Genomic DNA, 12,448 nt, shown 5'->3' on the forward strand with positions numbered 1-12,448 from the left:
TTTTCCATATTGAAACAAGGACAAAGCATGTCAGCTTTGTCCTTGTTCTTGTTTTCCCTGACTTCTTCCATCCAGCCATTTGATGATGGGGGATAGAAAAAATAAAATGAATAATATCCTGAATAAATGAAAGCTTGTGACTACGGATAAATCTACATGAACAGACATGGCTGTGACTGCCATTTCCGCCACGCCGCCTGGCGCCATGCTCAAAAACAGTTCGTTTGCCTGTAAAGATAAGAGCGGCGCAAATTGTATCGACAGATAATAGCAAAATCCGATTAACAGGACATTACTGACGAATACCGCTCCGAACATCTTTCTGAAAAGTCGGGGGTTATCAATCTTCAGTGTGTAGCCTAAATGAGCGCCAATCAATAGTTGTGACAAGTTCAACCAAAAGTCAGGAATTTGCGGAGCACCCGGACCTCCTAAATTAAATAGAGCAGCCGCCATGAGGGGCCCTAGTAAAAAAGGCAGCGGGAAGTTCACCTTCTTTGTGATGAAGATGAATAATAGCAAGATTGCCAACATCATGAGGGCTAATTTCGCATCATACTCAAATAAGAAAAATGGCCGCTCCGATATGGCTGCAACTGCACCAGATTCGGCTGAAATGACATGTGTCACGAGCCAAGGAACAATGGATATTACCAGGATGACCCGAAGTGTTTGCATGAAACCTACAACCGTTTCATCACTATCCTTCATTTCCTCACTTAAAACCACCATCTGGGAAAGGCCTCCCGGAAAACTGCCAAGCATGGAAGTGCTGAAAGATAGATTCATTCTTTTCCCAACGAACCAGCCCGTCAACACCGTAAATAAAATGATTGCGATAGTCGTAAAAAGCATAACCGGTAAATATTCAATCATCTCATGTAACGATTGTTTGGTGAATGAACTGCCCAGTTGTAAACCAAGGATGACCAATCCGGTGCTTCTAAAGGTTTTAGACCAAAACATATACTTCCCTAATTTTACTTTCGCAATCATCACCACAAATAATGGTCCGAGCATCCATGGTAAGTATATTCCAAGGCAATCAAACGCATATCCGCCTAAGAAAGCTAGAAAAGCTGTAAACATGACTCTAAAACTCTTACTCTCACTTAAATATGTACTCACCACAAATTACCTTCTTTAACTATGTGAATTAATCATCTATATCTTAACATAAAATAAGGGCTTTTAACGGCCGGCTTTCAGCAAGGAATTGTATCCAAGCTCGCGCCTACACATATGAGGGGCCAATATTTTGTCGCAGCAAGCTTACGTTTTACTAAAGGCAATATGTTGCCCCGATGTCAGGATGGCTTGGTTACAATTGGACATTTTCCGTTCTTGGCACCTTTGCCATCGCCAGCGCATTTTAATATTTCATCATGTTTTCCCTATATAAATGAGACTAATGTGAAGCTTCCACTATTTACTAGATTTCCCACCCCCACAAATTCATGATAAAAGGTAGAATGATTATATAGGGGTCAAACTCTTATGGAGGGGTGACTAAATGTTATCAAATACAGAAATAGGCATTGATTTAGGAACTGCAAATACACTAGTTTACAGTAAAAATAAAGGAATCGTATTTAATGAGCCATCGGTGGTGGCCATTGATATAGAGACTAATAAAGTATTGGCAGTCGGTGTGGATGCAAAAAACATGATTGGAAAAACACCTGCAAATATCGTTGCAATCCGTCCACTTAAGGACGGTGTCATTGCGGATTTTGATGTAACCGCGCAAATGCTTCGGGAAATCATGAAAAAAGCAAGTAAGGACCTAGGCTTATCGATCCGAAAGCCTAGTGTCGTGGTCTGTACGCCATCAGGTTCCACATCAGTGGAGAGGAGGGCCATTCAGGATGCAGTCAAAAGCTGCGGAGCCAAACAGGTCCACCTCATTGAGGAACCGGTAGCGGCAGCAATCGGCGCTGGCCTGCCTGTCGAAGAGCCCATTGCTAATGTGATCGTCGATATTGGCGGCGGCACGACTGAGGTGGCAATCATCTCATACGGCGGTGTCGTTTCTTGCAATTCAATCAGAATTGGCGGAGATCAATTGGATGAAGATATCAGCCAATATGTCAGAAAAAAACATAATGTGTTGATCGGTGAAAGAACAGCTGAGGAAATAAAAAAAGAAATCGGCTATGCACTCGTTGAACATTCCGTAATCACCATGGAAGTCAGGGGCCGTGATCTTGTAACGGGTCTTCCAAAGCCGATTACAATTTCATCCTCTGATGTTCAGGAAGCCATCCAGGAATCGCTTCTTCATATATTAGAAGCAATCAGGGCCACTTTGGAAGATTGTCCACCTGAATTAAGCGGGGACATCGTCGATCAAGGCGTCATCTTATCCGGAGGGGGCGCACTTCTCAACGGAATCCAAGAATGGCTGACGAATGAAATTGTCGTACCAGTCCGACTTGCAGATAATCCGCTTGAATCAGTGGCCATCGGAACCGGCCTTTCACTTGAAGTCATTCACAAATTACAAAAAGCCGTATACTAAAAAGATGAAGGAATCCCTACTCGGGATTCCTTTTTTTCTCGGGCAAAAGTTCATATGATTCTCCGCTATATAGAGATATATAACTTCCCTGATATATTTTAATTGATTTGAGTAGAGAATAAGGAAGAGGTTTTTTTACATTCAACAGTATGCATTGCATTTGGAGAAGGATTAACTTATCAGGTCTTAACACATGCAATGTTACATAAAGTGTGATATAATATAATTATGTTACATTGGTAAGAGGAGAAGATCTATGGAATATGTAGAAGCCTTTAAGGACATCAATCAAATCAGCAAAATGAAGACTTACTTACGAGCTCACTCCAGTCGGGATTATTTATTGTTTGTAATCGGCATCAATACCGGTATGAAGATAAATGAAATGCTGGAAATCACCGTCGCCGACGTTCTCGATGAATCGGGAAAAATCAAGGAGTTTTATGAGCAACGGATGGAAAATGACGAGGTCAACCAAATTTATTTGAACCTGAAAGTTCGTACTGCCTTACAAGAATACCTTAAAGGCTCGAAGGTTATCGAAGGTCAATTTTTATTTCTTTCCCCTAAGACAAAAAAGCCGATCACACGCCAACAGGCGCACCGAATCATCCATGATGCTGTGGAAGGTGCTGGCCTGACAGGTAAATTCGGAGCAAGTTCGATGCGCAAAACTTTTGGCTACCATGCCTATAAACAAGGAGTGTCACTAGCTTTGATACAGAAGCATTACCATCATTCAAGTCCATCGGAGACACTAAAATACATCGGCATATCAAAGGAAAAGAAATTCAATACGAATATTGACGTTAACTTATGAACATTCTGCTATCTTCAATAAACTCTAACCAAATTTTAAGGAGGAATTCCAGTGAAAATTAGAGAAAGTGAACTTCCTGGTATTGGCCAAAAGTTCGAAATCATAACGAGAAATGATGAAAAGTTAGTGATCGTCATTCACGATGACGGCCGTCGGGAATTGTACCATTTTGATAATGAACATGAAGATGTCATTTCCAGCATCACCCTTAATGACCAGGAATCGCGGCAACTGGCTTCCATAATAGGCGGCATGGTTTATAAACCACAAGCACTTGAAACGATTGAAATGTCATTGGGCGACTTAGTGATTGAATGGTTTAAAGTGGAACCAGGTTCCAAAGCCATCAATCAGACAATCGGTTCGATCGATATCCGGAGCAATTATAACGTAACCGTGATAGCCCATTCGAAAAAAGGAAAAAAACAACTGAGCAACCCTGGTCCTGAGTCCATCATCGAAACAGGCGATACACTCGTGATATCCGGTGAAAGAAAAGATATCCGTAACCTGACTAGAGAATTATTGACCGACGAAAGGAGTGATTAAGCTCATATGGACCATTTAGTCTTTGAAGTGGGTACTGCCCTACTTCTAGTAGCGTTCGCTGCTCTCTTTGCAGGTAAATTTAAAATATCTAATGTTCCAGTATTAATTATCATCGGGATGCTCGTTGGCCCCCATGCCCCAACCTTCGGGGTCATTGACCTCCGTTTCATTGAAAGTGAAGAAATCATCGCTTTCCTCGGCCGTGTCGGTATCTTATTCCTTCTGTTCTACTTAGGCCTTGAATTTTCCGTTAAAAAACTAATGAAGTCCGGAAAAAATATCGTGACAGGCGGAACGTATTACATTGTAATCAACGCCGGTTTGGCATTGCTTTACGGTTTCCTTCTCGGTCTTCCTTTAAAGGAAGTACTGATCTTAACGGGGATTATCAGCTTTTCTTCAAGTGCCATTGTGGCGAAGGTACTTGTTGATCTTAAAAGGACCGGTAACAATGAAACGGAGCTAATTCTTGGTATCATCATGTTTGAAGATATCTTCCTCGCTGTGTATTTATCAGTCGTATCAGGATTGGTATTAAGCTCTTCCGGTTCCGTTTGGGGAACGTTACTTTCAACTTTTATCGCGATCGGATATATGCTTGTGTTTTTTGTTATCGCCCGAAAAGCATCTGGGTTCCTAAACAAATTATTCAATATAACCTCCGATGAAATATTTATTATTGTCGTGTTCGCTTTACTGTTCTTCATCGCAGGTTTCTCGGAAACCATTCACGTAGCGGAAGCCATTGGTGCATTACTGCTCGGCCTTGTCTTTTCTGAAACGGAACATAGCGATAGAATCGAGAAGCTTGTCATTCCATTTAGAGACTTCTTCGGAGCCATATTCTTCTTCAGCTTTGGCTTGAGTATCGATCCGACGACCCTTGGTGGAGCTGTCTGGATGGTTCTGGGAGCCGTCATCATCACTATAATCGGTAACTTTGTGGCTGGAATGATTGCAGGACGCAAATCCGGCTTATCTCACAGGGCCTCCGCAAACATCGGATTGACGATTGTTTCACGTGGTGAATTCTCCATCATTTTAGCCAACCTAGGCATTGCTGGCGGTTTAATGCCTATACTAACCCCGTTTGCGGCACTTTATGTTTTAACCTTAGCGATTCTTGGTCCAATCCTTACAAAAGAATCCAAACACATCTATAATATCCTGAATAAAGTCTTCAAATGGAGCCCCCCGAAGGTTCAAAAGGAACCTGAAAAAGAAGTTCAATAGCTAAAAAGGCCAGATATGCTGTCTGGCCTTTTTTCTGATTACTTTTAAAGTACACCTTTGATGTTAAATGGGGCTTTCTGTATAAGTGCCATTAGATATTTAACATACCTTGTACTAATATTAGCAATGTTATTCATAAGCTTTGAAGTACCAACAGCACAAGCTCACGTGGTTAAGAATATTTGTTTTCCGATTCTTTACTCCCGATTTTCCTCGACATGATACTCACATACCTGGGAATTCAGCCAATGGAGAAGTGAATGGGCTAATGTAAGTAACCATTAACTTATCATTCATATACTCGGGTTTCGTTAATGCATGTTATATCAAGCATTAGCGCACGGATTAAACATGAAAAGGACCTCTTTACGAAGTATCTTTCAATTTCTTTTAATTAGAGGATTAACTTACCTGAACAGAGGGAAAAGAAGCAGATAACCTAAGTAACTAATCAGGAGTGAGGCCCGGATGAATAAGTCGTTAAAATTTTCCAAAAAACTCATCAAAGAAATAAAGGAAGATCGTGTAACGGGGCTGGCAGCAGAACAAGCGTATTACTATTTACTCGCACTATTCCCTTTGCTCATTTTATTGCTGTCCCTACTTCCTTATCTGAACATTGATATTCAGACAGCCTTGGATACGCTCAAAACCTTCATGCCAGTTGAAACGATGGATGTCATCGAGAAAAACATCATCAACATATTGAGTGAGCGTAACGGCGGCTTACTGACTTTTGGTTTCCTTGGCACCATATGGTCCGCATCAAACGGAATGAATGCATTCATCCATTCCATGAATATCGCTTATGATGTTGAAGAAACAAGGAATTTCATTAAAGCCCGTTTCATTTCCATTGTATTGACTTTAGGCTTGGTTGTTGCATTCATCGTCATGTTAGGTCTTCCCGTCTTCGGGAAAGTCATCATCGATTTAATACAGCAAGTCATTTCAATTCCAGAAGAAATGCAAATCTTATTCAGCTTATTACGGTGGGTTATCGCCGTTGTGGTCATTTCACTCGTCCTGACTTTTTTATATCGTTTTGCACCGAATAAAAGTTTTCCCATTAAACATGTCATTCCTGGGGCAGTGACCGCAACTGTACTTTGGTTAGGAATATCACTTGGATTCTCATTCTATGTCAGTAATTTTGCCAATTATTCTTCCACTTACGGCAGTTTGGGAGGCGTCATCATCTTGATGCTATGGCTATATTTAAGTGGTTTGATCTTTGTGATAGGCGGAGAAATCAATGCGATACTTCATCGTCAAAATTCCATACCAAAAAAACCATCGCGCACGATCGTACATCCCGTTCCACTTAAAAGGTAAAACATGAATAGGAAAGCGGCTGCCCCATTTGGACAGCCGCTTTCCTATTCATCCTTTATTGACAAACTCTTCATATCTTTCATCATGGGCAAGCCATGCTGAGTATTTCCGCTTCATGTATTTTTCCGCTTCCCCAAATGTATCGAATGTTTTTTTCTGTTGTTTTCCGTTGATTTCAACAATCCATTCTTCCTCTTCATCTTCATAGATGAATATGTCCTGTTTTTCTCTCGTTGAATATAAGCAGCCCTCTGGGGATTCTTTTACATTCAATTGATTTTTATGAGCATCACGTTTTAGCGGCTCGGCAAAGAAGGTTTTTTCGACGTATTGGCTATATGCCTTTTCAGACATGGTACACCCCGCAGCTTTTTGATGGCCACCCCCATCGTACTTGCCAGCAACTTCAGAAACATCTATGTCATCGTGGATTGTCCGAAAGCTGATTCTTTTACTTCCGACCATCAGGATGGCGATATAATCCAGATGTGAGAATTCTTTCGATAGTTCATTTCCAAGTTCTGAGTGATAGGACTCTGCGTGGACCACACCAGCTGTATGGGGGCCGACCGTAGCTTGATAAACTTCTCTTTTTTTCCTGTTTATGTACCGATCTACTCGACTTTCTTCTACATTCAGAAGAGTTTGCTCCACTTCGTCAAAAGTGAAACTTTCAGCAGTAGAAAGCTTATGTGCGATTTTCATTTCAAATTCTTCAATCGGAATCATGAAAAACAGGTCATTTAACCGTTTTGCCGTCGCATTTTTATTAACTTCCCATTCCCATGTATCGTATTGGCGGACCAATTCGACAAATTCAGCTACGATGCTTGAAGGTTCCAGCAGATTATTTTCAACTGCATACTGATAGAATAATGAAGTCGCTGCTGTCTGTTTACCGTCTTCCTGCTCGACCGTTACAGATGCCCAATCATGTTCGTTCAAATGCAGAGCTGACTTATGATGGTCTATCAACAGCGCTTTGCCTCCGTCTTCCACAAACTGCGAAATCATCTTTTCATTATCTTCATCAACCGAAAGATCGGTAACAATTAAGGTATCTTCAATTTTTGCCTGCTCAAGAAATGCTCCTACATTCTGATTAAGGCGACCGATCGAATTGTAACTTACCACTACTTCTTCTCCAAATGCCAACTTAGCTACAATGCCGCAGCCGACTCCATCTAAATCATTATGTGTAAAGAGATGGTACACACAAACCCCTCCTAATAACTAATAAATTTACTTTTCCCTAAAGATATCAATTTCAATAGCAATCTTTACAATTGTAGCATAATCATATCCGCATATTTTACCATGCTTCCATTCCTCCATGATTTTGTTCTTTTTTTTTTGAAAAACTCCTAATAATTCGTTATTTACCAGATTTTATATTGAATCAAGGCATGTTTTCATTGATCACTTAAAAAGTCACTATCTGGGGTTAACCAAAGCTTGGAAGCAGCCAGTTTGTTATTGAAAAAGTCCGAGGATGTCGAACGTGTCATTTGAGGAAATTGAAGGAAACACGCAAGAAGTCATCGATCAAACCCATACAATAAATGGTCAATAAGAAAGTTTACTCAAAAAAATCCGCAGGGATGTTCTTCCCTGCGGATTTCCTGAATGAAATTACTGTTCAATCAATTTTCCAAGGTTCGCCATTTCAATCGCACTAACGGCCGCTTCATAGCCTTTGTTACCAGATTTTGTACCGGCACGTTCGATGGCTTGCTCGATATTCTCAGTTGTCAACAAACCGAAGATAACTGGTACACCTGTGTCCAAGGAAACGGCAGCCATTCCTTTAGCTGCTTCATTGCAGACATAATCATAATGTGTAGTGGAACCCCTGATTACCGTTCCAAGACCGATCACTGCATCATATTTGCCTGTATTCACAAGTTTCTTCGCAATTAATGGAAGTTCAAAAGCACCTGGGACCCAAGCAATGTCAACATCATTTTCATCCACACCATGCCGCTTAAGTCCGTCCAATGCTCCGCCTAAAAGCTTGCTTGTGATAAACTCATTAAATCTTCCTACAACGATTCCAACTTTCAATCCTGATCCGATTAATTGTGCTTCAATAATTTTCCCCATGTCCAATTCCTCCTAGTTTTTAAAAAATATCTTTTTTCATGTGTAGATTTCATTGCGCAAAAATCATCCCTTACGCATTCGGAATGTTCAGTTCAAGTTCCTGTTTCCCGCTTGTATCGCTTTGTTTAAGGTAACGAATCAAATCGGCTATCGTGATGAATTTCAGGTTGAATTTCTCAGCGATGACTTCTAAATCTGATACACGTGCCATCGATCCATCTTCATTCATGATCTCACATATGACACCAGCTGGAGCGGCGCCGCATAACTTTGCCAAATCCACCGATGCCTCCGTATGCCCTGCCCTCCTTAATACGCCGCCTTCTTTAGCGACGATCGGAAAAGTGTGACCAGGTCTTTGAAAATCTTCAGCGACAGAATCTTCTTTAAGAAGTTCAAGAATGGTCAAGGACCGTTCAAAAGCACTGATTCCTGTAGAAGTGCTTTTATGATCGACACTAACCGTAAACGCAGTGCCATGATGGTCGGTATTTTCTCCTACCATTGGATGCAGGCTCAATTTCCCTGCCAGATCTTCAGTAATGGTTGTACAAATCAAGCCTCGTCCATGAGTCGCCATGAAATTAATCGCTTCCGGTGTTGCCTTTTCAGCCAACACAACAAAATCCCCTTCATTTTCACGGTCTTCATCATCGGATACGATTACTACCTTGCCAGCTTTCAAATCTTCGATCGCTTCTTCAATTGTATGGAACATCATTACACCGCCCTTTTATTAGAATCCGTGTTCTGCCAAAAACTCTAAATTCAGTCCTGGTTTTGAATCGCCTTTTTTCATTTGATGTATAATATATTTCCCTATCATGTCGTTTTCGATGTTAACGATATCGCCAGCCGCCTTATGCCCCAATATGGTGTCCTGATGAGTCAAGGGGATCAGTGATACAGTCAAAAGGTCTCTTTCGATCCCAAATATCGTCAAGCTCGTTCCATCAATGGCAACGGACCCTTTCGGAATGCAATAGTTACTGAGTCCTTCTTCCAATTGGATTACATAATAGACGGCATTTTCTTTACGCTCTTTTTTTATGATTGTTCCTGTTCCGTCAATATGGCCTGAAACAAAATGACCGCCAAACCTTCCCTGTGCACTCATGGCTCGTTCGAGATTTACAGGTGATCCCAATTTTAACGTCCGGATCGAGGAAGCTTTGACCGTTTCCGGCATTACGTCCACCGTAAACAAACTTTTCGTGAAGGATGTTACCGTTAAGCAGACCCCGTTGACTGATATACTATCCCCGAGATGAACATCTTCAAGGATTTTCTCAGAACGAATCGTCAACTCCATACTGCTTGTTCCTTTTTTCAAGGAATGGACGGTACCGATATCCTCAATGATTCCCGTAAACATGTTTTTCCCCCTTTTATAAAATATAAAAAACCCCTTAGAAATGACCTAAGGAGTTAGCAGGAGAAATGAGTGAAAAAATTGTATACCTAAAAAGCCCAATATTTTCATTTTTGAAAAATTAGGCACACGTATACATTTGGGTTTCACACGTCCTTCTCCCATCCAGACTGTACTGTCGGCTTTGGAATCTCACCAAATCCTGCCTTTATCAGGCTCGCGGGCTTAGAATTTCTTCATCACCGCCGGTTGGGATTTTCACCCGACCCCGAAGGACTAAAATAATATGAATCTTTGAATATTTTAACACCATAAAGTGAAGATGTAAAATTTCTAACCTTAAATGGTTCAATTGTTACAGGAATTCCTCTCTTTACGGAAAAATAAACTCCACGTACCCCGATGTGCTCCAAAAAGGTTAACCAGGCTAAAAGTGTGGAATAAGGTAAAAGGAATCACAATTCATACAAGGAGGAAGGCCATGCTCATTACCATCATCAATTTGATTTTCTATCTATTCGTCGTCACAATGAATTTTTTAGCCAATTTCCTGCCATTGAACGACCAAACATCAGGAGAGGTTTCCGATAAACTGGATGTACTTTTCACTCCAGCCGGTTATGTATTTTCCATATGGGGCTTCATTTACTTTTTGCTCGCCATCTGGGTATTCAGGCAGTTTTTAAGCAAACATCAAAACAGCCCTGCTTATAAGGCATCCTTCCCTTGGTTTGCTTTAAGCTGTGCGCTCAATGGCGCTTGGCTTTTGGCTTGGCACTATGAACACTTTCTGTTATCCGTATTCATTATCATTGCTCTGTTGACTACTTTAATGGTCATTTATACAAGCATAAAAAAAGTGGAGCACACTACTTTTGATTTATTTCCGTTTTCCGTTTATACAGGCTGGGTAAGTGTTGCAACCATGGCTGACATTGCTTATTACCTCACCTATATTGAATGGGACGGCTTTGGAGTTTCCAATGCTTGGACGATCGTCTTGCTGATTGCAGCAACAATCCTGGCCTTTGTCTTTGCAAGTAAAAACCGGGATTGGTGCTATCCTCTCGTATTCGTTTGGGCGTTCATAGGCATAGGGATACGAAATGGTGCTGCCTACCCGATAATCTCAGATACTTCCTTTATCCTGGCTGCTATCACCTTTATCATAGCCATCACCATCTTCATTAAGAATAGAAGGAACTGAAAAGTAAATATGGTGGCCTAAAACGCTTGCTGGAGATCATGCCAAACATCCTGCCAAGCTTCAAGGCCAACTGAGAGACGGACCAGCTGGTCACTGATGCCCATTTGCTGTCGCGATTCTTCAGGAACGGCCGAGTGCGTCATTGTGGCGGGATGTTGAATCAATGTTTCGGCATCCCCTAGGCTGACGGCAATTTTGATTAGTTTCAATTTATTGAGAAATTCCTGCGCATCCTTTTTCGTGCCATGCAATTCGAAAGAGATGAGGCCGCCGCCATGTTTCATCTGTTTTTGCATGATATAATGATCTGTTGAAGCTTCATCCCCTGGATAGTATACCTTTTTCACCTTTGGATGTTTCTTCAGTTCGCGAAAAATCTCCATTGCATTGGCGGAATGCCGATCCATCCTTACAGGTAAGGTCTTTAACCCCCGCAATAGTAACCAGGCATCAAATGGTGAAATGATTCCACCAATATCTTTTTGTGTCGTGCCAGCTACCTGATTCATAAATTCCTTCTTACCTACTACTAGGCCCGCGACAACATCCCCATGTCCGCAAAGATATTTCGTAGCGCTATGAAGAACGATATCACAGCCATATTCAAGCGGTCTTTGTAAGTATGGTGTCGAAAATGTATTATCGACTACGACCGTCACATTATATTCCTTCGCAACCCTTACTACCATCTGTAAATCAATCATTTTCATCGTTGGATTGATTGGAGTTTCCACATAAATGCAGGTCGTTTCCGGCCGCATCATTTTCCTTACCTGTTCCTCTGTGTCCATTTCACAGAAATCATGAGCGATGCGATATTTATTTTTCATTAATTGCAGAAGGCCAAACGTACAGCCGTATAGCCCCTGCGAACAAAGGATATGGTCATCTGTTTTAGTTAACGCAAAAAGTACTGCCGAGACTGCAGCCATACCTGAACCGAAAGCAAGCCCCGCTTCCCCTCCCTCCAAAGCGGCAATCTTTTCTTCAAGCACCTGTACCGTTGGATTCCCGAGGCGTGAGTATATATAGCCATCTTCCAAACCGGCAAAACGCCTTTCCCCTTGCTCGGCCGTTTCGAAAGTGAAAGTTGAGGTTTGGAATAGGGGTGTAGTCAAGCTTCCTAAGTGCTCCTTGGAGTCATATCCTCCATGAATGACTGCCGTTTCAAATTGTTTATATTTTTCTGCCATATTGTCTCCTCCTATCCTGTTTCTATTTCTATTTTATGTCAGAAAACTACATAAAGGAAGCGTTTTCATCAACTGATCATGCCTATTATCACGGCTACCTCTTGCTGGATGAACC

At 41.4% G+C, this 12,448-nt stretch carries 11 protein-coding genes, 1 pseudogene and 1 riboswitch; of the genes and pseudogenes, 6 read left to right on the forward strand and 6 right to left on the reverse strand.

The window, feature by feature from the left end; translation table 11 throughout:
• Positions 1-30: 30 nt before the first annotated feature.
• The gene (locus tag LQ203_RS19630; protein WP_230160506.1) at positions 31-1,128 is read right to left on the reverse strand and encodes an AbrB family transcriptional regulator; all 1,098 of its coding nucleotides are present in this window, start codon (positions 1,126-1,128) and stop codon (positions 31-33) included.
• A gap of 385 nt (positions 1,129-1,513) precedes the next feature.
• Here LQ203_RS19630 and mreBH point away from each other — a divergent pair, with 385 nt between their 5' ends.
• The 5 genes from mreBH (at position 1,514) to LQ203_RS19655 (ending at position 6,458) form a co-directional block, all read left to right on the forward strand.
• Positions 1,514-2,521, forward strand: a complete 1,008-nt coding sequence (mreBH, locus tag LQ203_RS19635) for a rod-share determining protein MreBH (protein WP_230160508.1) — start codon at positions 1,514-1,516, stop codon at positions 2,519-2,521.
• 256 nt (positions 2,522-2,777) lie between these two features.
• The gene (locus LQ203_RS19640) at positions 2,778-3,341 is read left to right on the forward strand and encodes a tyrosine-type recombinase/integrase (protein WP_230160510.1); all 564 of its coding nucleotides are present in this window, start codon (positions 2,778-2,780) and stop codon (positions 3,339-3,341) included.
• Positions 3,342-3,392: 51 nt separating this feature from the next.
• Positions 3,393-3,890 (forward strand): cation:proton antiporter regulatory subunit, encoded by a 498-nt coding sequence (locus LQ203_RS19645; protein WP_230160512.1) that lies wholly within the window; start codon positions 3,393-3,395, stop codon positions 3,888-3,890.
• 6 nt (positions 3,891-3,896) lie between these two features.
• Positions 3,897-5,123 carry a cation:proton antiporter gene (locus LQ203_RS19650; RefSeq protein WP_230160514.1) on the forward strand — a complete coding sequence of 409 codons (1,227 nt, stop codon included), beginning with the start codon at positions 3,897-3,899 and terminating at the stop codon, positions 5,121-5,123.
• A 468-nt stretch (positions 5,124-5,591) separates the two neighbouring features.
• The gene (locus LQ203_RS19655) at positions 5,592-6,458 is read left to right on the forward strand and encodes a YihY/virulence factor BrkB family protein (protein WP_230160516.1); all 867 of its coding nucleotides are present in this window, start codon (positions 5,592-5,594) and stop codon (positions 6,456-6,458) included.
• A gap of 48 nt (positions 6,459-6,506) precedes the next feature.
• On the opposite strand, the gene LQ203_RS19660 is transcribed toward LQ203_RS19655, so the two are convergent.
• The 4 genes and pseudogenes from LQ203_RS19660 to ribE (LQ203_RS19675) form a co-directional block, all read right to left on the reverse strand.
• Positions 6,507-7,673: an oligoribonuclease gene (locus LQ203_RS19660; RefSeq protein ID WP_230160518.1), complete on the reverse strand. Its 1,167-nt coding sequence runs from the start codon at positions 7,671-7,673 to the stop codon at positions 6,507-6,509.
• A 417-nt stretch (positions 7,674-8,090) separates the two neighbouring features.
• Positions 8,091-8,561 carry a 6,7-dimethyl-8-ribityllumazine synthase gene (ribE, locus tag LQ203_RS19665; protein WP_230160520.1) on the reverse strand — a complete coding sequence of 157 codons (471 nt, stop codon included), beginning with the start codon at positions 8,559-8,561 and terminating at the stop codon, positions 8,091-8,093.
• Between the two features lie 79 nt (positions 8,562-8,640).
• Positions 8,641-9,279: pseudogene (gene ribB, locus LQ203_RS19670) on the reverse strand (3,4-dihydroxy-2-butanone-4-phosphate synthase); the annotation flags it as partial.
• Between the two features lie 18 nt (positions 9,280-9,297).
• Positions 9,298-9,936 (reverse strand): riboflavin synthase, encoded by a 639-nt coding sequence (gene ribE / locus LQ203_RS19675; protein WP_230160522.1) that lies wholly within the window; start codon positions 9,934-9,936, stop codon positions 9,298-9,300.
• Between the two features lie 146 nt (positions 9,937-10,082).
• Positions 10,083-10,213: riboswitch (FMN riboswitch) on the reverse strand.
• Between the two features lie 201 nt (positions 10,214-10,414).
• Between ribE (LQ203_RS19675) and LQ203_RS19680 the strand changes: the two genes are divergently transcribed.
• Positions 10,415-11,140, forward strand: a complete 726-nt coding sequence (locus LQ203_RS19680; RefSeq protein WP_230160524.1) for a TspO/MBR family protein — start codon at positions 10,415-10,417, stop codon at positions 11,138-11,140.
• Positions 11,141-11,157: 17 nt separating this feature from the next.
• Here LQ203_RS19680 and megL read toward each other — a convergent pair whose 3' ends face one another.
• Positions 11,158-12,333, reverse strand: coding sequence for a methionine gamma-lyase (gene megL / locus LQ203_RS19685; RefSeq protein ID WP_230160526.1), 1,176 nt, complete (start codon positions 12,331-12,333; stop codon positions 11,158-11,160).
• Positions 12,334-12,448: the final 115 nt, after the last annotated feature.

This window comes from Peribacillus sp. Bi96 (genome assembly GCF_918698115.1).
Classification (GTDB): Bacteria; Bacillota; Bacilli; order Bacillales; family DSM-1321; genus Peribacillus.